Origin of the sequence: Mesorhizobium muleiense, from assembly GCF_900099905.1 — a bacterium.
GTDB lineage: Bacteria > Pseudomonadota > Alphaproteobacteria > Rhizobiales > Rhizobiaceae > Mesorhizobium > Mesorhizobium muleiense.
In genome coordinates, this window is the sequence record NZ_FNEE01000003.1 from 261,665 (window position 1) to 284,497 (window position 22,833).

The 22,833-nt window shown below is 63.6% G+C and carries 22 protein-coding genes; 17 read left to right on the top strand and 5 right to left on the bottom strand.

The window, feature by feature from the left end:
• Window positions 1–89 precede the first annotated feature (89 nt).
• The 5 genes from BLT09_RS08800 (at window position 90) to lpdA (ending at window position 7,186) form a co-directional block, all read left to right on the top strand.
• Entirely contained in the window at window positions 90–3,074 is a 2,985-nt protein-coding gene (locus tag BLT09_RS08800) for a 2-oxoglutarate dehydrogenase E1 component (RefSeq protein ID WP_091592208.1), read from the top strand.
• 50 nt (window positions 3,075–3,124) lie between these two features.
• Window positions 3,125–4,432, top strand: coding sequence for a 2-oxoglutarate dehydrogenase complex dihydrolipoyllysine-residue succinyltransferase (gene odhB, locus BLT09_RS08805; RefSeq protein ID WP_023803368.1), 1,308 nt, complete (start codon window positions 3,125–3,127; stop codon window positions 4,430–4,432).
• A gap of 68 nt (window positions 4,433–4,500) precedes the next feature.
• Entirely contained in the window at window positions 4,501–4,989 is a 489-nt protein-coding gene (locus BLT09_RS08810) for a hypothetical protein (protein WP_091592210.1), read from the top strand.
• Entirely contained in the window at window positions 4,986–5,741 is a 756-nt protein-coding gene (locus BLT09_RS08815) for an SDR family oxidoreductase (RefSeq protein WP_091592211.1), read from the top strand. The genes BLT09_RS08810 and BLT09_RS08815 overlap by 4 nt, the downstream gene beginning before the upstream one ends.
• 38 nt (window positions 5,742–5,779) lie before the next feature.
• Complete coding sequence (lpdA, locus tag BLT09_RS08820) at window positions 5,780–7,186, top strand: dihydrolipoyl dehydrogenase (RefSeq protein ID WP_091592213.1); 1,407 nt, start codon at window positions 5,780–5,782, stop codon at window positions 7,184–7,186.
• A 713-nt stretch (window positions 7,187–7,899) separates the two neighbouring features.
• Here lpdA and BLT09_RS08830 read toward each other — a convergent pair.
• Window positions 7,900–8,982, bottom strand: a complete 1,083-nt coding sequence (locus BLT09_RS08830) for a TraB/GumN family protein (RefSeq protein ID WP_091592215.1) — start codon at window positions 8,980–8,982, stop codon at window positions 7,900–7,902.
• Window positions 8,983–9,095: 113 nt separating this feature from the next.
• Window positions 9,096–10,034 (bottom strand): tyrosine recombinase XerC, encoded by a 939-nt coding sequence (locus BLT09_RS08835; protein ID WP_091592217.1) that lies wholly within the window; start codon window positions 10,032–10,034, stop codon window positions 9,096–9,098.
• Between the two features lie 132 nt (window positions 10,035–10,166).
• On the opposite strand from BLT09_RS08835, the gene rimM reads away from it, so the two are divergent.
• Window positions 10,167–10,766: a ribosome maturation factor RimM gene (gene rimM / locus BLT09_RS08840; protein WP_023800594.1), complete on the top strand. Its 600-nt coding sequence runs from the start codon at window positions 10,167–10,169 to the stop codon at window positions 10,764–10,766.
• On the top strand, window positions 10,763–11,461 hold the full coding sequence (gene trmD, locus BLT09_RS08845) for a tRNA (guanosine(37)-N1)-methyltransferase TrmD (protein WP_023800593.1): 699 nt from the start codon (window positions 10,763–10,765) through the stop codon (window positions 11,459–11,461). Before rimM ends, trmD begins: the two co-directional genes overlap by 4 nt.
• Here trmD and BLT09_RS08850 read toward each other — a convergent pair.
• Window positions 11,443–12,195, bottom strand: a complete 753-nt coding sequence (locus BLT09_RS08850) for a sulfite exporter TauE/SafE family protein (protein WP_091592219.1) — start codon at window positions 12,193–12,195, stop codon at window positions 11,443–11,445. The two genes, trmD and BLT09_RS08850, sit on opposite strands and share 19 nt — an antisense overlap.
• A gap of 333 nt (window positions 12,196–12,528) precedes the next feature.
• Between BLT09_RS08850 and rplS the strand changes: the two genes are divergently transcribed.
• The 5 genes from rplS (at window position 12,529) to leuC (ending at window position 17,563) form a co-directional block, all read left to right on the top strand.
• Window positions 12,529–13,068 carry a 50S ribosomal protein L19 gene (gene rplS / locus BLT09_RS08855; RefSeq protein ID WP_023800592.1) on the top strand — a complete coding sequence of 180 codons (540 nt, stop codon included), beginning with the start codon at window positions 12,529–12,531 and terminating at the stop codon, window positions 13,066–13,068.
• 256 nt (window positions 13,069–13,324) lie between these two features.
• Window positions 13,325–14,122 carry a transporter substrate-binding domain-containing protein gene (locus BLT09_RS08860; protein WP_091592465.1) on the top strand — a complete coding sequence of 266 codons (798 nt, stop codon included), beginning with the start codon at window positions 13,325–13,327 and terminating at the stop codon, window positions 14,120–14,122.
• Between the two features lie 250 nt (window positions 14,123–14,372).
• Window positions 14,373–15,188, top strand: coding sequence for an amino acid ABC transporter permease (locus BLT09_RS08870; protein ID WP_091592221.1), 816 nt, complete (start codon window positions 14,373–14,375; stop codon window positions 15,186–15,188).
• A 57-nt stretch (window positions 15,189–15,245) separates the two neighbouring features.
• Entirely contained in the window at window positions 15,246–15,881 is a 636-nt protein-coding gene (locus BLT09_RS08875; protein ID WP_023800588.1) for a class I SAM-dependent DNA methyltransferase, read from the top strand.
• A gap of 272 nt (window positions 15,882–16,153) precedes the next feature.
• The gene (leuC, locus tag BLT09_RS08885) at window positions 16,154–17,563 is read left to right on the top strand and encodes a 3-isopropylmalate dehydratase large subunit (RefSeq protein WP_091592223.1); all 1,410 of its coding nucleotides are present in this window, start codon (window positions 16,154–16,156) and stop codon (window positions 17,561–17,563) included.
• 50 nt (window positions 17,564–17,613) lie between these two features.
• Here leuC and BLT09_RS08890 read toward each other — a convergent pair whose 3' ends face one another.
• Window positions 17,614–17,925: a hypothetical protein gene (locus BLT09_RS08890; protein ID WP_023800585.1), complete on the bottom strand. Its 312-nt coding sequence runs from the start codon at window positions 17,923–17,925 to the stop codon at window positions 17,614–17,616.
• A gap of 161 nt (window positions 17,926–18,086) precedes the next feature.
• Between BLT09_RS08890 and BLT09_RS08895 the strand changes: the two genes are divergently transcribed.
• Both BLT09_RS08895 and BLT09_RS08900 read left to right on the top strand, forming a co-directional pair.
• A complete protein-coding gene (locus BLT09_RS08895) occupies window positions 18,087–19,298 on the top strand; it encodes a GGDEF domain-containing protein (protein WP_091592226.1) in 1,212 nt (403 codons plus the stop codon).
• A gap of 176 nt (window positions 19,299–19,474) precedes the next feature.
• Complete coding sequence (locus BLT09_RS08900; RefSeq protein ID WP_091592227.1) at window positions 19,475–20,698, top strand: GGDEF domain-containing protein; 1,224 nt, start codon at window positions 19,475–19,477, stop codon at window positions 20,696–20,698.
• Here the strand turns inward: BLT09_RS08900 and BLT09_RS08905 are convergent.
• Entirely contained in the window at window positions 20,682–21,050 is a 369-nt protein-coding gene (locus BLT09_RS08905) for a hypothetical protein (RefSeq protein WP_091592469.1), read from the bottom strand. The genes BLT09_RS08900 and BLT09_RS08905 overlap by 17 nt on opposite strands.
• A 229-nt stretch (window positions 21,051–21,279) precedes the next feature.
• On the opposite strand from BLT09_RS08905, the gene BLT09_RS08910 reads away from it, so the two are divergent.
• From BLT09_RS08910 to sdhD, 3 genes are all read left to right on the top strand, one after another.
• Window positions 21,280–21,624, top strand: a complete 345-nt coding sequence (locus BLT09_RS08910; protein WP_091592229.1) for a hypothetical protein — start codon at window positions 21,280–21,282, stop codon at window positions 21,622–21,624.
• A 387-nt stretch (window positions 21,625–22,011) separates the two neighbouring features.
• A complete protein-coding gene (sdhC, locus tag BLT09_RS08915; RefSeq protein ID WP_023800581.1) occupies window positions 22,012–22,431 on the top strand; it encodes a succinate dehydrogenase, cytochrome b556 subunit in 420 nt (139 codons plus the stop codon).
• A 23-nt stretch (window positions 22,432–22,454) separates the two neighbouring features.
• Complete coding sequence (gene sdhD / locus BLT09_RS08920) at window positions 22,455–22,829, top strand: succinate dehydrogenase, hydrophobic membrane anchor protein (protein ID WP_268929907.1); 375 nt, start codon at window positions 22,455–22,457, stop codon at window positions 22,827–22,829.
• The last annotated feature ends 4 nt before the right edge of the window (window positions 22,830–22,833 follow it).

Consider the following 22,833-nt stretch of genomic DNA (forward strand, 5'->3'; position numbering starts at 1 on the left):
GCGGCAAAAATGCCCTATTCCCTTACTCCCCTATTCCCCTATTCCCCTTCCCAAAAACAGGAGACGGAGCGCAGCCTCCGCTGAAAAAAATGGCAAGACAAGATCAGGCCAACGACCAATTTTCGCTTACCTCTTTCCTCTATGGCGGCAATGCCGATTATATCGACGCGCTCTACGCCGCCTATGAGGACGATCCCGCTTCGGTCGACCCCGAATGGCAGGATTTCTTTGCGGCGCTGAAGGACGATGCCGGCGATGTCCGCAAGAATGCCAAGGGCGCCTCATGGGCCAAGCCCTCGTGGCCGCTGCAGGCCAATGGCGAACTGGTCTCGGCGCTCGACGGCGATTGGGGCATCGTCGAGAAGCATATCGAGAAGAGGGTCCAGAACAAGGCGGTGATGAACGGCGTCACCCTGTCCGACGCCGACGTCCATCAGGCGACGCGCGATTCCGTGCGCGCTATCATGATGATCCGCGCCTACCGAATGCGCGGCCATTTGCACGCCAATCTCGACCCGCTCGGCATCGCCAAGCTCGAGGATTACAACGAGCTGTCGCCGGAAAACTACGGCTTCACATCAGCCGACTACGACCGCCCGATCTTCCTCGACAACGTGCTCGGGCTCGAATTCGGCACCATCCGGCAGATGCTCGACATCCTGACCCGCACCTATTGCTCGACGCTCGGCGTCGAGTTCATGCATATTTCCGATCCTGAGGAGAAGGCCTGGATCCAGGCGCGCATCGAGGGCACCGACAAGGAGATCTCCTTCACCGCCGCCGGCAAGAAAGCGATCCTGCAGAAGCTGGTCGAGGCGGAAGGCTTCGAGCAGTTCATCGACGTCAAGTACAAGGGCACCAAGCGCTTCGGCCTCGACGGCGCCGAGGCGCTGATCCCGGCGCTGGAGCAGATCGTCAAGCGCGGCGGCCAGCTCGGCATGAAGGAGATCGTGCTCGGCATGGCGCATCGCGGCCGGCTGAACGTGCTCTCCCAGGTGATGGCCAAGCCGCACCGCGCCATCTTCCACGAGTTCAAGGGCGGCTCGGCCGCGCCCGACGAGGTCGAGGGCTCGGGCGACGTGAAGTACCATCTCGGTGCTTCGTCGGACCGCGAGTTCGACGGCAACAAGGTCCACCTGTCGCTGACCGCCAATCCATCGCACCTGGAAATCGTCGATCCGGTGGTGATGGGCAAGGCGCGGGCCAAGCAGGACTCTCTGTTCGGCCGCAGCCGCGAAGAGATCGTGCCGCTGGAAGAGCGCGCCAAGGTGCTGCCGCTGCTCCTGCATGGCGACGCCGCCTTTGCCGGCCAGGGCGTGATTGCCGAAATCCTCGGCTTGTCCGGCTTGCGCGGCCACCGCGTCGCCGGCACGCTGCACTTCATCATCAACAACCAGATCGGCTTCACCACCAACCCGCGCTTTTCGCGCTCGTCGCCCTATCCGTCGGATGTCGCCAAGATGATCGAGGCGCCGATCTTCCACGTCAATGGCGACGATCCGGAAGCCGTGGTCCATGCCACCAAGGTGGCCATCGAATTCCGCATGAGGTTCCACAAGCCTGTCGTGGTCGACATGTTCTGCTACCGCCGCTTCGGCCACAATGAGGGCGACGAACCGGCCTTCACCCAGCCGATCATGTATCGCAACATCCGCAACCATAAGACGACGGTGCAGATCTATGCCGACCGGCTGATCGCCGAAGGCCATATCGGCCAGGCCGAATTCGACAAGCTGAAGGCCGACTGGCGGGCACATCTCGAGCAGGAATTCGAGGTCGGCCAGCACTATAAGCCCAACAAGGCCGACTGGCTGGATGGCGCCTGGTCGGGCCTGCGCACAGCCGACAACCAGGACGAACAGCGGCGCGGCAAAACCGCCGTGCCGGTCAAGACGCTGAAGGAAATCGGCAAGAAGCTGACCGAGGTGCCGAAGGAATTCGAGGCGCACAGGACGATCATGCGGTTTCTCGAGAACCGCCGCCAGGCGATCGAGTCGGGCGAAGGCATCGACTGGTCGACGGCCGAGGCGCTGGCCTTCGGCGCCATCCTGCTCGACGGCAATCCGGTCCGGCTGTCTGGACAGGATTCGGAGCGCGGCACGTTCTCGCAACGCCACTCCGTGCTCTACGACCAGCGCGACGAGACACGCTACATCCCGCTCAACAATCTGTCGGCGGCGCAGGCCGGTTTCGAGGTCATCAACTCGATGCTGTCGGAAGAGGCCGTGCTCGGCTTCGAATATGGCTACAGCTTGGCCGAGCCGAAGGCGCTGACGCTTTGGGAAGCACAGTTCGGCGATTTCGCCAATGGCGCCCAGGTGGTGTTCGACCAGTTCATCTCGTCGGGCGAGCGCAAGTGGCTCAGAATGTCGGGCCTCGTCTGCCTGCTGCCGCATGGCTATGAAGGCCAGGGGCCGGAACATTCGTCGGCCAGGCTCGAGCGCTTCCTGCAGCTTTGCGCCGAAGACAACATGCAAGTGGCCTACTGCACGACGCCGGCCAACTACTTCCACATCCTGCGCCGGCAGTTGAAGCGGGATTTCCGCAAGCCGCTGATCCTGATGACGCCGAAGTCGCTGCTGCGCCACAAGCGGGCGGTGTCGACACTGCCGGAGATGTCGGGCGAAAGCGCGTTCCACCGGCTGTTGTGGGACGATGCCCAGCAACTCCCCGGCCAGGCGATCAAGCTCACCAAGGATTCGAAGATTCGTCGCGTCGTGCTCTGCTCGGGCAAGGTCTATTACGACCTCTACGAGGAGCGCGAGAAGCGCGGCATCAACGACATCTACCTGCTGCGCGTCGAACAGCTCTATCCGTTCCCGGCCAAGGCGCTGATCACCGAACTGTCACGCTTCCGCAACGCCGAGATGGTCTGGTGCCAGGAGGAGCCCAAGAATATGGGCGCCTGGTCGTTCATCGATCCGTATCTGGAATGGGTGCTGGCGCATATCGACGCCAAGCACCAGCGGGTGCGCTATACCGGCCGGCCGGCCGCCGCGTCGCCGGCGACCGGGTTGATGTCGAAGCATCTCGCCCAGCTTGCCGCCTTGCTCGAAGACGCGCTCGGTGAATAGAACAGAGTTCGGCGAATAGAACAGAACCGACAGAAGAACGGACAGGCACAATGGCTACCGAAATCCGCGTCCCCACTCTTGGCGAATCCGTCACCGAGGCGACCATCGGCAAATGGTTCAAGAAGGTGGGCGACGCGATCGCCACCGACGAGCCGCTGGTCGAGCTCGAAACCGACAAGGTCACGGTCGAAGTGCCGGCCGCGGCCGCAGGAACGCTCAGCGAGATCGCCGTCAAGGAAGGCGAGACGGTCGAAGTCGGTGCTTTGCTCGGCATGATTTCGGCGGGCAACGGGGCAAAGGCGGCAGCACCCGAAGCCGCGAAGCCGTCAACATCCGAAGCGAAGCAGGACGCGGTATCGCAGGCCTCGGCGCCGACCGCCGCAGCCACCGTCAAGCAAGCCGCGGCCGAGACCGCAAAGATCGCCGGCGATGCCGGGCCGATCGAGGCGCGCGCGATGCCGCCGGCGCCAGCGGCGGCGAAGCTGCTGGCCGAGAGCAATCTCGCGGTCGACCAGATCTCGGGTTCCGGCAAGCGCGGCCAGGTGCTCAAGGGCGACGTGCTCGACGCGATCGCCAGGGGCGCTCCGTCGCAGCCGTCCGAGACGCCGAAGGCCCCTGCGCCGGTCGCCGCCCGTGCGCCGTCCTCGGCCGACGACGCGTCGCGTGAAGAGCGGGTGCGCATGACCAAGCTGCGGCAGACCATCGCCCGCCGCCTCAAGGAAGCGCAGTCGACCGCCGCCATGCTGACCACCTTCAACGAGGTGGACATGAGCGCGGTGATGGCGCTCAGGAGCAAATACAAGGATGTGTTCGAGAAGAAGCACGGCGTGAAGCTGGGCTTCATGGGCTTCTTCACCAAGGCCGTCACCCATGCGCTGAAGGAAATCCCTTCCGTCAATGCCGAGATCGACGGCACCGACATCATCTTCAAGAACTACGCCCATATCGGCGTCGCAGTCGGCACCGAAAAAGGCCTCGTCGTGCCTGTCGTGCGCGATGCCGACCAGATGGGAATAGCCGAGATCGAGAAAGATATCGGCAGGCTGGGCATCGCCGCGCGTGATGGCAAGCTGTCGGTCGCCGACATGCAGGGCGGCACGTTTACGATTTCCAACGGCGGCGTTTACGGGTCGCTGATGTCGACGCCGATCCTCAACGCGCCGCAGTCGGGCATTCTGGGCATGCACAAGATCCAGGAGCGGCCGGTGGTGGTCGGCGGCCAGATCGTGATCCGGCCGATGATGTATCTGGCGCTCTCCTACGATCACCGCATCGTCGACGGCAAGGAAGCGGTGACCTTCCTGGTGCGGGTCAAGGAAAGCCTGGAGGATCCGGAACGGCTGGTGCTCGATCTCTAGGCCCGGTCGAGGTGAGCCGGAGAATGGATCTGCGCCACCGAATGAGTTCCTCTCGTTTGCACTCCGGAATGTTTTTCGCAGCTGTGCTCGCGGCCGGCATTGCGCAGACGGGATCGGCAGCCTTTGCCGCATGCCCGCTCGAACTCGCCGTCTATGGCGATGCCGAAAGTGCGGCCGAGATCGATTTCAGGCCGACCGGGGGATCGGCTGTCGTCACCAACACCTTCAAGATGGTGCTCGATAACGATGTCGTTCTCGACGGGATCGTCATGTGGACGCAAGGCGTGGCGCGGCCGCATGGTTCGCTGATGTACAAATGCCCGACAGGCGACGTCACCGGCGACGAGCTCGCCGCCTGCACGCTGTGGGAGGGGGTCGTCTACAGTGCGGATGACAAGGGCAACATCGCTCTGTTGCCGGCCGAAGGGGTAGATGCTCCGAAGACCCTGATCTTTCCCGACCTCGGACCGTCGCTGCAGAGGTCGACCGCCTATGGCGCCAACGGGTTTTCAAAGGTGCCGTGGGATGTTTTTTCGTTGAAGGGCTGTCAGGAATGAGCGCGGCCAAAAAAGTGCTGCTGGTGACCGGCGGCGGCCGCGGCATCGGCGCTGCCACATCCAGGCTTGCCGTCACGGCTGGATACCGTGTTGCGATCAACTACGCATCGAATGAGTCTGCTGCCGCGGCGCTTGTCGAGGCAATCGAACAGGCCGGCGGCGAAGCGCTGGCCATCAAGGGCGACGTTGGCAGCGAGGCCGATATCCAGGCGATGTTCGAGAGGATCGATCATGTCTTCGGGCCGCTCGATGCGCTCGTCAACAACGCTGGCGTGGTCGACCAGAGGGCGCGTGTCGACGAAATGAGCGGAGCACGGCTGGAGCGCATGATGCGCATCAACGTCATTGGCCCCATGCTCTGTGCCCGTGAAGCGGTGAAGCGCATGTCGACCAGCCATGGCGGCAACGGCGGCGCCATCGTCAATGTCTCCTCGATTGCAGCGAGAATTGGCGGGCCGGGCGAATATGTCGACTACGCTGCCTCGAAGGGCGCGATCGATTCTTTCACGATCGGCCTGGCGCGCGAGGTAGCCGGCGAAGGCATTCGCGTCAACGCGGTCAGTCCAGGGATTGTCGATACCGAAATTCATGCCTCCGGCGGACAGCCGGATCGCGTCGAGAGGATGCGTCACGGCGTGCCGATGCAAAGGGCGGGGACCACCGAAGAGGTCGCCGCGGCAATTCTCTGGCTCCTGTCGGACGGGGCGTCCTATACGACAGGCGCGAATTTGGAAGTGGGCGGCGGCCGCTAATCCCAGCCAAGGCTGAGTGCAGACCAGAAGGACAAATCATGGCTTATGACGTCGTTATCATCGGATCGGGACCAGGCGGCTATGTCTGCGCCATCAAGGCGGCGCAGCTCGGCCTGAAAACGGCGGTGGTCGAGAAGAACCCGACCTTCGGCGGCACCTGCCTCAATATCGGCTGCATCCCGTCCAAGGCGCTGCTGCATGCCTCCGAGATTTTTTCTGAGGCCGGCCACTCCTTTGATACACTCGGCGTCGAAATCAGCAAGCCGAAGCTCAATCTGGAAAAGATGATGGCGCACAAGGACGCGACAGTGGCGTCCAACGTCAACGGCGTCGCCTTCCTGTTCAAGAAGAACAAGATCGACAGCTTTCGCGGCACCGGCAAGGTCCTGTCTGCCGAAAAAGTGTCGGTGACCGGCGAGGACGGCAAGGTCGAGGAGATCGAGACCAGGAACATCGTCATCGCCACCGGCTCCGACGTCGCCGGCATTCCGGGGGTCAAGGTCGACATCGACGAGAAGGTAATCATATCGTCGACCGGCGCGTTGTCGCTGGACAAGGTGCCGGGCCACCTGGTGGTGGTCGGCGGCGGCGTCATCGGGCTGGAGCTCGGCTCGGTATGGGCGCGGCTCGGCGCCAAGGTGACCGTCGTCGAGTTCCTCGACACCATTCTCGGCGGCATGGACGGCGAGGTCGCCAAACAGTTCCAGCGCATGCTGTCCAAGCAAGGCATCGAATTCAGGCTCGGCGCCAAGGTGACCGGTGTCGCCAAGGCCAAGAAGGGCGCCACCGTCACCTTCGAGCCGGTCAAGGGCGGCGCGGCCGAGACGATCGAGGCGGATGGGGTGCTGATCGCGACCGGACGCCGGGCCTATTCGGACAGTCTCGGGCTGAAGGATGCCGGGGTCGAGGTCGACGAGCGCGGCCGAGTCAAGACCGACGGCCATCTCACGACCAATGTCCCCGGCATCTACGCCATCGGCGACGTCATCGCCGGGCCGATGCTCGCCCACAAGGCCGAGGACGAGGGCGTGGCGGTGGCCGAGATCATAGCCGGCCAGGCCGGCCATGTGAATTACGGGGTGATCCCGAACGTCGTCTACACCAGTCCGGAAATCGCCTCGGTGGGCAAAACAGAGGAAGAGCTGAAGTCGGCCGGCATCGACTACAAGGCCGGCAAGTTTCCGTTCAGCGCCAATGGCCGGGCGCGCGCCATGCTGCATACCGACGGCTTCGTGAAGATCCTGGCGGACAAGCAGAGCGACCGCGTGCTCGGCGTCCACATCGTCGGCTTCGGCGCCGGCGAGATGATCCACGAGGCGGCGGTGCTGATGGAGTTCGGCGGCTCGTCGGAAGATCTTGCCCGCACCTGCCACGCCCATCCGACGATGTCGGAAGCGGTGAAGGAAGCGGCACTGGCGACCTTCTTTAAGCCGATCCACATGTAGGCCTTCCCAAGGAACCCCGGCAGCCATCTGACGGCTCAAACAAAAACGGCCCGCTTTTCAGCGGGCCGTTCGTATTTGAAGTCAGCAGCCGATCACTGCGGGGCTGGTGCGGGCGCCGGAGCAGGTGCTGGCTCTGCGGGTGCCGGAGCCGGAGCAGGCGCTGGTTCTGCTGGCGCCGGAGCGGGCGCTGGTTCTGCCGGCGCCGGGGCAGGTGCAGGCTCTGCAGGGGCCGGGGCAGGCGTCGGTTCAGCGGGCGCTGGCGCCGGGGCCGGCGTGGTTGCAGCTGGCGGTTCACCAGGCTCTGGCGCCTCACCGCTTGTTCCAAAAATATAATAAGCGACAATGGCCAGGATAACGACGACCAGGGCAATCAGCCAGCCGGTGCTGCCGCCACCCGACTTGGGAGGGGGGGTCGGAGTGGTGTACGGGTCGTTTGGATTCGCCATAAAAGTGTCCTCCGTGGATGAAAAGTATCAATCAACACACATCAACGCGCAATCGTTGAACAGGTTTCACGCTAGGAATCGAAAACGCCGAAAACAGGGCATTCTTCGCCGGGAATCGTTTGTCTGCAAGCACTTTACTCGCAAAACCCACCGTGATCGAGCCAAATTAAACCTTTCGACCGTCCTGTACTGAGACAAACCTCGGGCGAGTCGGGCAAAGCGTAGCCTCGAATCACGCCTTGCCGGGTCTGCAACTCGACCGTGCAACTAGTCGGCGGCGGTGACAGTGTAGCCGGCCTTGCGGAAATTCTCGACCAGGCCTTCGGCGCCCGGAAGGTGCAGGGCGCCGACCGCCATGAACACGTTGCCCTTGGCGAGGATCGGCCTGGCATGGTCGATCATCACCTGGTTGCGGCTGGTGATCATGATTTCCTCGAAGGCGGCATAGCTTGCCGAATCGTCTTCGTCGCCGGGAAGGACGGCACGAAACAGCGGCCAGAGCATGCCGGTGTCGCCGCGCTGGTAAAGCACGATCATGGTTTCATTGACGTCGTTCACCCGGTCGCCGAGTTTCAGGGTGTCGACGAGTCCCTTCATGTGAAACGCAAGCGGCAGCGAGGCCATGGCGCGAAGCTGGTCGGCGACGGTCTCCAAACCGTCGACGGCCTTGCCCGAGGCTTTGGCGTCCTCTGCAAGCTTGATGTCGAGCACCGGCGTGCCGCCGGCCTGGCGGGCCAGTTCACAGGCCGGGAGCGCGACCATGGTCGACAGCATCCACGGTTTCATCTTGGCAACGCTCGCCGGTGGAATGCCGCGCGCGTCGAGCGCCTTGTTCACCGCCGCCGCATCGTCCGGCGACAGCAGCGAGGACAGCGTGGTGCTGTCGGTGAACATCATTAGCTCCGGCTCTTTCAGGAACGCCGCCATCATCTTCTGCTTGTCGAGCACCTCCGTGGTCTCGATGACGACAGTGTCGGCGGCGTCAAAGGCCTTTTGCGCGGCGGGCGGCAGCGCGGTCACGCGCGGGTCGGTCATGTGCATGGTGCCGAACAGGAAGGACGGTCTTTCGCCCGCCTTTTCCAGTTTCCACAACAGGCCCTTACCGTTCGGTGTCGCGGCCGCTTCCGTCTCGATCTTGCGGTAGGCGGCCGGGTCGTCCTTCTGCAAGGCCGACAGCATGTCGGCGCCGGCGCAGACCTGGGTTTCAGCCGCTGGGGTTTCAGCGCGCGCCCTGCCGGCGGCGAGCAGCGCGATGACGAGGAAAGAGAGGAAAAACAGGACGTTCAGCGCGACGAGCAGCTTCAGCGAAGCAAAGGCAGTGCGGTCGGCGATAGCAATGACGCGTTTCATGGCTCGCTTTTAGAGACAAAGAACGGCGAAACGGTTAACCGGCGCGGCAAAATTGTCTCGGACATCGTTCCACGGCGCATACCCTGGCTGCAACTTGCGAAATCATGCGTCGGCTACGCCCGCGGGTGGGCCGCTTCATAGATTTCGAGCAGCCTCGCAGTGTCGACGCCGGTATAGATCTGCGTCGTCGACAGGCTGGCGTGGCCCAAAAGTTCCTGGATGGTGCGCAGGTCGCCGCCGCGCCCAAGCAGATGTGTGGCGAAGGAATGGCGCAACGCATGCGGCGTGGCGGTGTCCGGCAGATTGAGCGCCGAGCGCAGCTTGGCCATGTCGCGCTGGACGATGGCCGGGTTGAGCGGGCCGCCGCGGGCGCCGCGAAACAGCAGACCCTTCGGATCGAGATGATAGGGGCAGAGCCGGCGGTATTGGGCGATCGCCCGCAGCGCGATCGGCAGCACCGGCACCAGTCGCGTCTTGCCGCCCTTGCCGGTGACGCGCAGCACCGTTTCATCAGGCGACGACAGATCGGCGCCGGACAGGCCGAGCGCCTCGGAAATGCGCAGGCCCGAGCCGTAGAGCAGCGTCAGCACGGCGGCGTTGCGGGCGGCGATCCACGGTTGCTCCGCCAGCTGGCCTTCCACCGAAACGACGTGTTTCGCATCGCTTGCCGTCAGCGGCTTGGGCAGCGACTTCGGCTGCCGCGGCGCGCGCAGTGCCGCAGCACCCGCCGCATTGACGAGGCCGCGCCGCTCCAGAAAGCGCAGCAGCGAGCGGATGCCGGCGAGCCCCCGCCCGAGCGTGCGGGCGCCGGCGCCTCCGGCACGGCGGGCAGCCAGAAAGCCGCGCAGATCGGCCGGGCGCAGATCGGCTATATCCGAAATGCCGGGCGAGCCGCCGCAATGGCCGGTCAGGAAGTGCAGGAACTGGCGCGTGTCGCGCTCATAGGCTTCCACGGTTTCCGGCGACAGCCGGCGCTCGCGCGCCAGCATCTTGAGCCAGCTTTCGCGGGCCGCCTGAAGGTCTGGCTTGGCCGGGATGAGGAATTCCTGCATTGCGCTCTTCCGATATGCCGCTCTTCCATTTCCGGGCGATCTTCCGGCAGCCGGGTTAGGAAGCGGTGAAGAGCCGCGTCATTGAAATGACAAGAGCGTGGAGCTAGAGCAAGGCAAAGGATTTTTCCACCGATGACCAAACCGCAAAACCCTGTCCAGATGGCCGTGATCGGCGCCGCCCATGGCATCAAGGGCGAATTGCGCGTGAAAACCTTCACCGGCGATCCGCTGGCGCTGGCCGACTACGGGCCGCTCTATGCCAGGGACGGCCGCGCCTTCCAGATCGTCGACATCAGGCCGGCCAATAACGTCGTGGTGGTGCGCTTCAAAGGTATCAGCGACCGAAACGCTGCCGAGGCGCTCGCCGGCACGGAATTATTCGTCGACCGCTCGATGCTGCCGGACGACGGCGAAGAGGACGAGTTCTATCATGCCGATCTCGTCGGGCTGGCGGTCCGGGACGATACCGGTGCTGACATCGGCAAGGTCGTCGCCGTGCATAATTTCGGCGGTGGCGATATCCTCGACGTGATATTGGCGGGGCGCAAAGGCGTGCTGATCCCGTTCACGCAGGCTGCCGTTCCTGACGTGTCGATCAAGGACGGTTTCGTCCGCATCGATCCGGCGGCGGCGGGCTTGATCGATGACGAAGACAGCGATGCTCCTGGCAGCGATGGTTTCGACCCGAAGGGCAGGCCGCGCGGGCCGAAGGACGCCGGGGGCAACCGGTGAGTTTTTCCGCCTCGGTGCTGACGCTCTATCCCGAAATGTTTCCCGGTGCACTCGGCGTGTCGCTGGCCGGCCGGGCGCTGGAGGCCGGCACATGGTCGCTGGAAGCAATCCAGATCCGCGATTTCGCCACCGATCGCCATCGCACCGTCGACGACACGCCGGCCGGCGGCGGCGCCGGCATGGTGATGCGCGCCGACGTTCTGGCCAAGGCGATCGACCATAGCTCGCCACCGGGCGATCCACGGCCACGGCTGCTGATGAGCCCGCGTGGAAAACCGCTGACGCAGGTGCGTGTGCGCGAACTGGCCGCGGGGCCGGGCGCGGTGATCGTCTGCGGACGCTTCGAAGGCGTCGACCAGCGGGTGATTGATGCGCGGGGGCTGGAGGAGGTCTCGGTCGGCGACTTCATCCTCTCCGGCGGCGAGCCGGCAGCGCTGGTGCTGCTCGACGCCGTGGTGCGGCTGTTGCCCGGCGTGATGGGTAATACGGTGTCGGGCGATGAAGAGAGCTTTGAAAACGGCCTGCTCGAACATCCGCACTACACGCGTCCGCAGGAATTCGAGGGCCGGCAAATCCCCGAGGTTCTCACCTCGGGCAATCATCAGAAGATCGCCGCGTGGCGACGCGCCGAATCGGAAAGATTGACGAAAGAGCGGCGGCCGGACCTGTTAGCCGCTCAGCCCTTGGTGAAGTAATAGAAGGCAAGAAACACGCCGACCCCGACGACGAAGCCACGCACGGCAATTTGCGGCACGCGCTTGGCGATCCAGACGCCGGCATAGCCGCCCAGCGCGCCGCCCGGTATCATGACGATCGCCTGCCGCCAGGCGATGACGTCGCCGGAGACGAAGACCAGGATGGCTACTGCCGCGATGACCACGGCCAGCAGGTTCTTCAGCGCGTTGAGGCGGTGATAGTCGCCGGCCTGGGTGAGGCCGAGCGTCGCCAGCATCATGACGCCCATGCCGGCGCCGAAGAAGCCGCCATAGACGGCGGTGGCGAACTGCGCCAGGGAACCGACCAGCGAACCCACCGCGGCCTGACGGCCCGGCTTGGGCGCCGGCTTCAGCCACGGCCCGGCGGCGAACAGCGCGGTTGCCGCGAGCAGCAGCCAGGGCACCAGGACGCGGAACGACGGATTGTCGAGCGCCAGAAGGATGAGCGCACCGGCCAGCGCGCCAAAAGCCGAGATAAGGCCGAGCAGCAACGCGGTGCGCCAGAAATGCTTGATGTCGGACCAGTAGGCGAGCGTCGAGGTGATGTAGCCGGGAAATTGCGTCAGCGACGAGGTGGCGTTGGCGACGATCGGCGGCAAGCCGACCAGCGACATGGCGCCGAAGGTTATGAATGTCCCGCCGCCGGCTATGGCGTTGACGGCACCTGAGAGAAAGCCCGCGAAAAAGAGCAGGGCCGCATCGAGAACTGGCATGGAGGGTGTTGCCGCCGGAGGAAAGTCACGTTCTGCCCGGCTTAAAAAGCTTGGGCCTTCAACGCAACCCCTGTGCCGGAAGATTGCGACGTTGACCAACGACCAAAAAAGAACGCGGCAAAGGCGTGACAAAGCGTCGAAATAGCTGTATGTGCGCGCCGAACCGGGAGAAAATCTGCCGGACCCGTCAACAATGACGGTGTAGTCGCCCCTGCCCGATGTTCTCGAACCCAGATGTTCTCGAACAAAGGGCATAGCCGAGCGGTCAATGGAACTGCAAGGCGAGTGTCGGACGCTCTGACTGTCGGAAGAACAAGAAGTGGATTTGTAGAGATGGATATCCTCCGTCAGCTCGAGGCCGAACAGGCCGCCAAGATCGAAGCCAAGCGCAAGCTTCCCGAATTCCAGCCCGGCGACACCGTACGCGTCCAGGTCCGCGTGACCGAAGGCACCCGCACCCGCGTCCAGGCCTATGAGGGCGTCGTCATCGCCCGCGCCGGCGCCGGTTTCCAGGAGAATTTCACCGTTCGCAAGATTTCCTACGGCGAAGGCGTGGAGCGCGTGTTCCCGGTCTTTTCGCCGATGGTCGAGGGCGTCGAGATCGTGCGCCGCGGCAAGGTGCGCCGCGCCAAGCTCTATTACCTGCGCGATCGTCGCGGCAAGTCGGCCCGCATTTCGGAAAACACCGGCGTGCGCGCCCGCAAGCTGAACGATGAGGAGCGCGATGCGCTGAACGCCGAGAAGGCCCGCATCGAGGCCGAGAAGGTGGCAGCCGCCCAGGCGCTGGCCGCCGAGAAGGCCGCGCAGGAAGCCGCCGAGAAGAAGGCCGCCGACGAGGCCGCCAAGGCCGAGGAAGCCGCTGCCGCCGAATAAGGCGAATTCAAAAACCATGTTTCGGAAAGGCGGCTTCGGCCGCCTTTTTTGCCTCGCGGAATGGGTTTCGATTTTGCCGGGCCGCCGGTGCGCAATCGAAACGGATCGTTCCGTAATGCCGTGAAAGCATGGAATCCATTTTTGCGCGAAGCCGCATCAAGCCGGCTTGCAAGGCGCCTGCGGAAAGCTAAAGTCGGCGCCGGATTTCCTGCAAGCCTCGACCATGTCGAGGCCGTTCAAATGCTCGGGGTGTACCATGATCAAATCGAAACTGCTGTTGGCCGGCCTGTTGGCTCTGGTACTTGCGCCCGTCGCCGCCCTGGCGCAGGCGCTGCCCGATCTCGGCGGCAAGAAGGTGGTGGTGGTGACGGAAAACGCCTATCCGCCGCTGCAGTTCATCGACGCCAAGACCGGCAAGCAGATCGGCTGGGAATATGACGCGATGAACGAGATCGCCAAGCGGCTGAATTTCCAGGTCGAATACCAGAACATCTCCTGGGACGCGATGATCCAGGCAGTTTCCGACAACCAGTACAACATCGGCATGACCGGCATCACCATCAAGGACGATCGCAAGCAGAAGGTGGATTTCTCCGACCCCTATATGCGCTCGGAACAGTTCATGCTGGTGCGCGGCGACGAGAAGCGCTTCACCGACGCCAAGACGCTCGGCGCTTTCAAGGACGGGCTGATCGGTGCGCAAGCCGGCACCACGCCGTTCTACACCGCTGTCTACAGCGTCCTCGACGGCAATGAGCAGAACCCGCGCATAAAACTGTTCGAGACGTTCGGCGCCACGGTGCAGGCGCTGAAGACCGGCGACGTCGATGTCGTGCTGACCGACGGCACTGCCGGCAAGGGCTATGTCGAGGCGTCCAATGGCGGGCTGAAGCTGATCGGCGGACCACTCGGCACCGAGGATTTCGGCTTTATTTTTCCGAAAGGCTCGGATCTGGTGAAACCGGTCAATGCGGCCATCGCCGCGCTGAAGGCCGACGGCACGCTCGATGCGCTCAACAAGAAATGGTTCCTTGATTACAAGATGGGGCAGTAGGACTTTTGTCGCGGACGTTGCGGGACGCGCAGGAACTCGCGCTGACTCTGCGCCCGTGCACCCCCCTCTGTCCTGCCGGACATCTCCCCCTCAAGGGGGGAGATTGGCTTTCGCATCGGCTTTCGCCAATTTTCAGCGTTGCAGAATGGGCGGCGACGTCAAGGCTGCCGATCTCCCCCCTTGAGGGGAAGATGTCCGGCAGGCCAGAGGGGGGTGGCCTGGCGCGCCGTTGGTTCGTCGGCGCGCCCTGATGGCAACGCCCGCAGCTTCCACCGCCAAATCCGACTTCCCCTGGTGGCTCGCCGTGGCCGCGGCGCTCGCCCTGGCAGCGGCTATCTTCATCGCCGCAAGCGACCTCTATGCCCAGGTTTTCGCAACTGTTGCCAAGGGCATCGGCATCACCGTGTTCGTCACAATGGTCGCCTTCGCGCTGGCCTCGGCGATCGGGCTCGGCATTGCGCTGATGGGCCTGTCGGGGTCGCGCTGGCTGCGCCAGATCGCGCGCTTTTATGTCGAGATCATTCGCGGCGTGCCAATGCTGGTGCTGTTGTTCTGGATCGCCTTCGCCGGCGCGCCGGCCTTCGTCGCGGGATGGAACGCGCTGACGGCGCCGCTGCAAAGCGCCGGCCTGTTCGGCGAGCTAATGATACGCGACGTATCGTTGCTATGGCGCGCCATCATGGCGCTGACCATCGGCTATTCGGCCTTCATCTCGGAGGTCTTCCGCGCCGGCATCGAGGCGGTCGAGAAGGGCCAGATCGAGGCCGCGAAGGCGCTGGGGCTGACGCGCACCCAGCGTTTTCGGCTGATCGTCTTTCCGCAGGCGATCCGCACCATCCTGCCGCCGCTCGGCAATGATTTCGTCGCCATGGTCAAGGATTCCTCGCTGGTCTCGGTGCTCGGCGTCGCCGACATCACCCAGATGGGCAAGATCTATGCAGCCGGCTCGTTCCGCTTCTTCGAGACCTATTCGATCGTCGCCTATATCTATCTCATCCTGACGGTCGGCCTGTCGCTGGCCCTGCGGGCGCTGGAGAAGCGGCTGCGCCGCCAAGATGAGCAATAACCGGCAGGCGAAGGCGGCGCTACGATTGCGGCCAATACGTTTTGGAGGGTCAGTTCCATGAACATCGACAAAGCCAATGCGGCGCTGGATGCGGTCTATACGGCCGACACGCCGGAAGCGCTTGCCAAGGCCTACGCCGCCTGGGCTGCGACCTATGACAGCGAAACCGCCGCGCTCGGCTACCTCCTGCCGTTCCTGATCGCCGCCTGGGTGGCGCGCCATGTGCCGTCAGGCGAAGGGCCGCTGCTCGACGCCGGCTGCGGCACCGGCCTGTCGGGACCGTCGCTCAAGGCGCTGGGCTATGAGGACATCGCCGGGCTCGACCTGTCGGCTGAAATGCTGAAAATCGCCGGCAGCCGGCAGGCTTACAGCGAGCTGAAACAGGCGATGCTCGGCGATCCGCTGCCCTGGCCGGATGGGCATTTCCGCGCCTTCTTCTCGACCGGTGTGTTCACCATCAGCCATGCACCGGCCTCCGGCCTGCATGAACTGGTGCGCATCACCAGGAAGGGCGGCCACGCCATCTTCACCGTTCGCGACCAGGTTTTTGCGAGCGGCGGGTTTCAGGCGACGTTCGACGAACTGGAGCAGGCGAAAAAATGGCGGCCGGTCGAAGAAAGCCCGTGGTTCCGCTGCTACGCGATCGCCGAGCCCGAGGCGCTGGTGAAGACATTTGTGTTCGAGGTGGTTTGAATACCGGTTTTCAGAACCCAGGTTCTGCGAACGCCGCCGCGATTGCCGAAAAGCCAAAACATTGGTATGAGCCACGCGATGGAACAGCTTTTTGGCGATCCGGCTTACAAGGGGTTCGTGCTGCAGGACAGAAAACGCCTGCCGTCGCGGTTCTCGGCGCGCGTTTCCGGCGCTCTGACCAGCCGACTTCGCTGAGATATCCGGGCTAGGCCGTGTTTGCCGGCTAGCCGGCGCTAGTCGCTTCCCATTTTCATATCGACGGATTTACGCACATGAGCGCACCGCGCACCCTCTACGACAAGATATTCGACGACCATGTCGTCGACCGCCAGGACGACGGCACCTGCCTGCTCTATATCGACCGTCACCTCGTCCATGAAGTGACCAGCCCGCAAGCTTTCGAAGGCCTGCGCATGACCGGCAGAAAGGTCCGCCATCCGGAAAAGACGCTGGCCGTGGTCGATCACAATGTATCGACCTCGCCCGAGCGCAAGTTCGGCATCAAGAACGAGGAAAGCCGCATCCAGGTCGAGGCGCTGGCCAGGAACGCCAAGGATTTTGGCGTCGAATACTATTCCGAGAAGGATATCCGCCAGGGCATCGTCCACATCATCGGTCCTGAGCAGGGTTTTACGCTGCCTGGCATGACCATCGTCTGCGGCGACAGCCACACCTCGACGCATGGTGCTTTCGGCGCATTGGCGCACGGCATAGGCACGTCGGAAGTCGAGCATGTGCTGGCCACGCAGACGCTGATCCAGCGCAAGGCCAGGAACATGCTGGTGCGCGTCGACGGCGTGCTGCCGGAAGGCGTCACCGCCAAGGACATTATTTTGGCGATCATCGGCGAGATCGGCACTGCCGGCGGCACCGGCTACGTCATCGAATATGCCGGCGAAGCGATCCGCGCGCTGTCCATGGAAGGCCGCATGACCATCTGCAACATGTCGATCGAGGGCGGTGCCCGGGCCGGCCTGATCGCGCCTGACGAGACAACCTTCGCCTATGTCAAGGACAAGCCGCGCGCGCCGAAGGGCGAGGCATGGGACGCCGCGCTCGCCTACTGGAAGACGCTGCAGTCCGACGAGGGCGCGCATTTCGACAAGGTGGTCGTGCTTGACGCGGCGAAACTGCCGCCGATCGTCTCCTGGGGCTCCTCGCCCGAGGACGTCGTCTCGGTCCAGGGCATCGTGCCGAACCCAGACGATATCACCGATGAGAACAAGCGTACGTCCAAGCAGCGCGCGCTCGACTATATGGGCCTGACCCCAGGCACCAAGATCACCGATATCGCGCTCGACCGCGTCTTCATCGGCTCCTGCACCAACGGCCGCATCGAGGATCTCCGCGCTGTCGCCAAGGTGGTCGAGGGCAAGAAAGTCAGCCCTCACGTCGATGCGATGATCGTGCCGGGCTCCGGTCTGGTCAAGGAGCAGGCGGAGGCCGAAGGTCTCGACAAGATCTTTGTCGCCGCTGGCTTCGACTGGCGCGAGCCGGGCTGCTCGATGTGCCTTGCCATGAACGACGACCGGCTGAAGCCGCATGAGCGCTGCGCCTCGACCTCGAACCGCAATTTCGAGGGCCGCCAGGGTTTTAAGGGCCGCACCCATCTGGTGTCGCCGGCGATGGCGGCGGCGGCGGCGATCGCCGGCCATTTCGTCGACATCCGCGAGTGGAAATAACCCGCTGACGAGTTGCCAGAACCCGAACCGCGATGCGGTTCGGGTTCTCTTCACGCCGGGCGCCTGACGAATTCGTGGAATTGCTCACGGCGGCCGGGTTCATCCTTTGCCACCACGAGCGCCAGCTGCCGTTCGTCGAACAGCTTGAACCATTCGTCCCATTCGACCAGTTCGTAGCCGCCGGCGTTGGCCGGGCGTTCGGCCTGGTCCTGGTCCTGATAGGCATGCTGGCCGAAAACCAGCCTCAGCATGGCTTGCGTGCCTGTTTCGGGCGATACATCGACGATTGCCGGAAATCCGGCACGTGACGCGGCCCAAGAGCGAATTGCCTCGTGGTCGGTCAGCATGATCGTATCGGCCATGAAAGCGTCTCCATCGATTGCTGCTGGAAAACGCCGGTCGCGGTTTCAAGTTCCGTGCAGCGGCTTCATGGCAGCCTCGCGCATATTCGACTTTGCTTAACCGCTTGTTGGGGCTTGCGCCCTAAGGTCTCTCTCACGGAAGCGTGGGGGTTCACGGTCCTTTGGACAACGGTCTGCTGACAGGGTTGCTCAACCCGACGATCGCGCTTGCGCTCGGCGCGGTGTTTCTCGTGCTGTGGTTTTATCAGCGTCACTGCCCCTATCTGGCTGTGCTCGCCGCCAGTTACTGGCTTTCGGCGGCCGGCTTCCTGCTGCAGTACTTCACCCTGCCCATCGGCATGGCGCCGACCAAACTGCTCTCCGTCACCTGCTTCACGATTGCCGCCAGTGGTCTCGCCGGCGCGATTGTGACACGCTATGGACGGCGCGTGCCCTTTGTTGCGATCGGCTTTCTGGCGAGCAGCGGCCTGGCCGCTTTTTGCTGGTTCATGTTCATCCAGCCCGATCTCACCTGGCGAATCCTGGCGATGAATTTCGCTTTCGGCGGGCTCAGCCTGGTTGTCGCCGCCGAACTGCGCGTGGTGCGCGACAGGGGCCCGACGGAAATGATGCTGTTCGTGCTGTCGCTGCTTTCCGGGCTGAATTTCGTCGCGCGCACCCTCGTTATCGTCATCGCGCATGGGCCCTACCAAAGCTATGACGGGTTCTATGCCTCGTCCTACTGGACGACGGCGCTGCTGTCGCATGCGCTGCTGTCGCTGCTCATCGCGCTTAGCCTGTTCTGCGCGGCTGCGCTCGACGTGATGAAAACGCTGAAGGCCGAGGCGTACACCGACCCGCTGTCGGGCCTGCTTAACCGGCGCGGCTTCGAGGAACGCGCCACGCATCTCCTGCGGCACTGCGCCACCGCCAAACTGCCGGTCGCGCTGGTGCTCGCCGACCTCGATCACTTCAAGGCAGTCAACGATCTGCACGGGCATGCGGCGGGTGATCGCGTGATCGCCGATTTCGCCGCCAAGCTTCGATCGGCTGCCGGCACCAGCTGCGTCGCCGGCCGCATCGGTGGCGAGGAGTTCGCCGTGCTTTTGCCACTGAGCGACCTTGGCGCGGCAAGGCTGTTTGCCGAAGCCATTCGCACGGTCTATTCGGCAGGCAGCGTCGACGGGCTTCTGCCCGGCACAAGAGTAACGGCGAGCTTCGGCGTGGCGGCCCGCACCGGCGAGGAGGGGCTGGAGCCGCTGATGCGCCGCGCCGACGAGGCACTTTACAAGGCCAAACGGAACGGCCGCGACAGCGTGCGGCTATCCTATGAACGGTCGCCCCATGGACGGTCGGAAACGGCGCTGGTCGTGGAGCCGCTCAAAGCCGGCTGATCGTCCTCGTCTAGAGCATTTGCAGCCAAGGAATCGCTTGGCGCCGCAGAAATCGCGCCAAACAAACAAACAGCGCGGGGTGCGCGGTTCAATTCGAGCGCATTCCGTCCTACGCCCACGTTAACGTCTTTTTCGCCCGTTCGTGATTTGCTGTCGCAGGGAGTGTGAAAGACCACATGGGCGGCGGCGCAGAGTTCATCCTTGCAATCAACCTGCTCGTCGCCGGCCTGCTGGCGGCCGCCTTCATGACCATATCGTTCAACGACGTGGCGCGCGCGCCGGCGCGCTGGCTGGTCTTCGGTTATCTGCTCGGGATGGCCTATTTCGCCATCGAGTTCAGCATTCCGCTCTTCGACAATGCACGACCCGCAGTCGTCGCGGGCTTCGCCGTTTTCCTGGGCGCCACCATCGCCTTCAATGGCGGGCTTGCCCATAAATACGGCGTGGCGCCGCCTTGGGTGCCGATGCTCGTCTTCCTGTTTGCGGCCACCGTGGCCGTGTATTTCGTGCAGGATCTGCCGCGCCAGTCGCTTGCCCGCATGATGGCCTACCAGCTTCCCTATGCCGCCATGCAGTTCGTCGGCGTCGGCATCGTCTGGTCGTCAAGGCAAAGACGCGACTGGCTCGACCATGCGCTGATGGCCGTCCTGGCGGCCAGCGCCCTGCAATTCGTGAGCAAGCCGTTCATCGCCCATGCCATGGGCGGCTGGGGAGCCAATCCGCAGGCCTATCTGCAGAGCAACTACGCTCTGGTGTCGCAATCGCTTGGCACGGTGTTTGCCATGACAATCGCGCTTCTCATCCTGATCATTCTGGTCCGCGACGTGCTCGCCGAAGCGACGTCGAAGTCGGAGACGGACACGCTGTCGAGGCTGCTCAACCGTGGCGGCTTCGAGCGTCATGCCGAGCTTGCGATGCGTGACGCCGTGCGCAGGGGTATTCCGGTCGCGCTGGTCATCGCCGACCTCGACCATTTCAAGAGCATCAACGACAGTTTCGGCCATGCATCCGGCGACAGGGTCATCGAGGCCTTTGCCGGCTTCCTGCGTGATGCGGCCGCCAAGCATCACGTCGCCGGCCGCATCGGTGGTGAGGAATTCGCCATCATCCTGCCGGGAACCAACCTCGCCGCCGCGCGGCTCTTCGCCGAAGGCACGCGCAGCGCTTTCGGGGCGTTGCCGATCGACTGTCTGCCGGCGAACCATCGTTGCACCGCCAGCTTCGGCGTTGCCGAGCTCCACCCGACTGAGAATTTTTCCGACCTGCTGCGGCGCGCCGACGAAGCGCTCTATCAAGCGAAGGGCAGCGGACGCAATTGCGTGCGGATCTCGATAGGATCAATCGCCGCCCGGCAGCCGGCTGTCGCCAATGCCGGGCCGAAGATCAGCGGCAGGGGCTAAGCTCCGGCATCTCGCCGTCGGAAAGCCCGTACATATAGCTGCGGCCCTTGACGAAAACCGGCGGCCTGTAGCAGTCGCGGCTGCTGACATCGTCCGGTTCGTCTTGATAGACGATTTTGGGCCGGCCGGCGCCGACGTAATCCGACATTTCCTTGGCCAATTCGCCCTCGCCAACGAGGATGCGCTTGTAGCCGGCGGCGCTCTCGATGACGAGATTGCCGAACGAATCGGCATAGACGCGGTCGCGCGTCCCGGCGCGTGCCGGCGCTGCGAAGCCGATGGCCACCGCCACCAGGACGATGGCCATCGAGAGGGGCGCCCGAAGGCGCGATCTGGCTGAATTCGAACGCATGGCGTCCCCCATTTGTTAGAGGCCGAGTCTTGCTCGAATCACAAATTAACCTTTTCTTAACCATTGTTAAGTGGCCAGCCCTGCTGGCCGCCAGGTCTCGGCAAACATGGTTAATATCCGCGGCCATCTTTCGGCCATGCTTGCCGCCACCATCGCAGCCGGCGCCGAGCGCAACATCGGTGATCTTGGCAAAGCATCGCGGCTGGATTGACGCGCAGGGAGGCAGCATATGGCGTTAGGCCGGACGTTTCGGGTGACGCTGGCCCTTTGTCCATTGCTGACCACAGTTGCCTGCGTGTCTCAGACCAATGCGCCGAAGGCCGGAAATCCGCTCGCCGATTCACCGCAGCCGCGCACCGCGACCTATACTTGCGCCGACGGCGCCAGGATCACCGTCGAAAACCTCGGCACTTCGGTGCGGGTGCTTGGCCCGGACGGCGCCAGCGAGGACCTGCCGGCCTCGCCAGCCAATCAAAATAGCCGCTTCGGCGCGGCGCATGACGCAATCGTGATCGACGGGCGCGACGCGCTGGTGATGAAGGGCGGGAGGACGCCGCTGACCTGCAAGCGTTAGGGGCATGCCGATATTCAGGTAAGGCCGGTCTGCAAATGGTGGATCCCTGCGCTTCCGGTGCTCACGTACCCGAAAGTACGCCCCGCTCCGGTTCTCGGCATTCACCATTTTCGGCGCGGCCTGACCTGAATCTCAAACATGCCCCAAGCCGCCGGACCGAAACCATATACCGCGCTGCAGCGAACGTTGCGCCGGCTTTGGATCGCGCCCTAATCGATTGAAGCCAAACACTGCCTTTTGTCAGACTAAATTAGGTTTTCGAAACGATTTTCCGGCTTTGACGCGGTGCAAAAAGAGCATTAGAAACCGGGCTGTCCAAAGTCGCAACCGGAAGCGGTAATGCCGCATTTCCACCTGGGGCTCCAGAGACGCCGAACTGGGGGAGCCATGAGCAAATCACCAGCCACCCGCGAATTTGCCAGACGTGAACGGCCGCTGTCGCCGCATTTGACCGTCTATCGACCGCCGATCACGATGACGATGTCGATCATCCATCGCATCACCGGCGGGGCGCTCTATTTCGGCACGCTGCTGGTCGCGCTGTGGCTGATGGCGGCGGCGAGCTCGCAATCCACCTTCGATGCCGTCAACTGGGCCTTCGGCTCGTGGCTGGGGCGGCTGGTGCTGTTGTTCTATACCTGGGCGCTGATGCACCACATGCTGGGCGGCGTGCGCCATCTGATCTGGGACACCGGGGCCGGTCTTGAAAAGGACACCGCCTCCAGGGTCGCCTGGGCGACGCTGGCCGGCTCGGTCGTACTGACGCTGCTGATCTGGATCGCCGGCTACATGGCGCGGGGAGCCTGATCGTGAGCCACCACAACACCGACATGCGCACGCCGCTGGCCAAGGTCCGCGGCCTCGGCTCCGCCCGCGAGGGCACGGAGCATTTCTGGCGCCAGCGCCTGACGGCGATCGCCAACATTCCGTTGATCCTGTTCTTCGTCGGCTTTCTGATCGCGCTGAACGGCGCCGGCTATGCGCAAGTGCGCGCCGCACTTGCCAACCCGTTCGTGGCGCTGGTCCTGGCCCTGGTGCTGTTGTCCGGGCTCTACCATATGCGGCTCGGCATGCAGGCGATCATCGAGGATTATGTGCATGGCGAGGGCATGAGGCTGGCGCTGCTCGCCCTCAACACATTCTTTCCCGTAGTGGTCGGCGTCGCCTCGATCTTCGCCCTGCTCAAACTGGCATTTGGAGGCTGAAATT

Coding starts and splice junctions, on each gene's coding strand:
- BLT09_RS08800 (WP_091592208.1), top strand. CDS start 90: ATGGCAAGACAAGATCAGGCCAACGACCAATTTTCGCTTACCTCTTTC.
- odhB (WP_023803368.1), top strand. CDS start 3,125: ATGGCTACCGAAATCCGCGTCCCCACTCTTGGCGAATCCGTCACCGAG.
- BLT09_RS08810 (WP_091592210.1), top strand. CDS start 4,501: ATGTTTTTCGCAGCTGTGCTCGCGGCCGGCATTGCGCAGACGGGATCG.
- BLT09_RS08815 (WP_091592211.1), top strand. CDS start 4,986: ATGAGCGCGGCCAAAAAAGTGCTGCTGGTGACCGGCGGCGGCCGCGGC.
- lpdA (WP_091592213.1), top strand. CDS start 5,780: ATGGCTTATGACGTCGTTATCATCGGATCGGGACCAGGCGGCTATGTC.
- BLT09_RS08830 (WP_091592215.1), bottom strand. CDS start 8,982: ATGAAACGCGTCATTGCTATCGCCGACCGCACTGCCTTTGCTTCGCTG.
- BLT09_RS08835 (WP_091592217.1), bottom strand. CDS start 10,034: ATGCAGGAATTCCTCATCCCGGCCAAGCCAGACCTTCAGGCGGCCCGC.
- rimM (WP_023800594.1), top strand. CDS start 10,167: ATGACCAAACCGCAAAACCCTGTCCAGATGGCCGTGATCGGCGCCGCC.
- BLT09_RS08850 (WP_091592219.1), bottom strand. CDS start 12,195: ATGCCAGTTCTCGATGCGGCCCTGCTCTTTTTCGCGGGCTTTCTCTCA.
- rplS (WP_023800592.1), top strand. CDS start 12,529: ATGGATATCCTCCGTCAGCTCGAGGCCGAACAGGCCGCCAAGATCGAA.
- BLT09_RS08860 (WP_091592465.1), top strand. CDS start 13,325: ATGATCAAATCGAAACTGCTGTTGGCCGGCCTGTTGGCTCTGGTACTT.
- BLT09_RS08870 (WP_091592221.1), top strand. CDS start 14,373: ATGGCAACGCCCGCAGCTTCCACCGCCAAATCCGACTTCCCCTGGTGG.
- BLT09_RS08875 (WP_023800588.1), top strand. CDS start 15,246: ATGAACATCGACAAAGCCAATGCGGCGCTGGATGCGGTCTATACGGCC.
- leuC (WP_091592223.1), top strand. CDS start 16,154: ATGAGCGCACCGCGCACCCTCTACGACAAGATATTCGACGACCATGTC.
- BLT09_RS08890 (WP_023800585.1), bottom strand. CDS start 17,925: ATGGCCGATACGATCATGCTGACCGACCACGAGGCAATTCGCTCTTGG.
- BLT09_RS08900 (WP_091592227.1), top strand. CDS start 19,475: ATGGGCGGCGGCGCAGAGTTCATCCTTGCAATCAACCTGCTCGTCGCC.
- BLT09_RS08905 (WP_091592469.1), bottom strand. CDS start 21,050: ATGCGTTCGAATTCAGCCAGATCGCGCCTTCGGGCGCCCCTCTCGATG.
- BLT09_RS08910 (WP_091592229.1), top strand. CDS start 21,280: ATGGCGTTAGGCCGGACGTTTCGGGTGACGCTGGCCCTTTGTCCATTG.
- sdhC (WP_023800581.1), top strand. CDS start 22,012: ATGAGCAAATCACCAGCCACCCGCGAATTTGCCAGACGTGAACGGCCG.
- sdhD (WP_268929907.1), top strand. CDS start 22,455: ATGCGCACGCCGCTGGCCAAGGTCCGCGGCCTCGGCTCCGCCCGCGAG.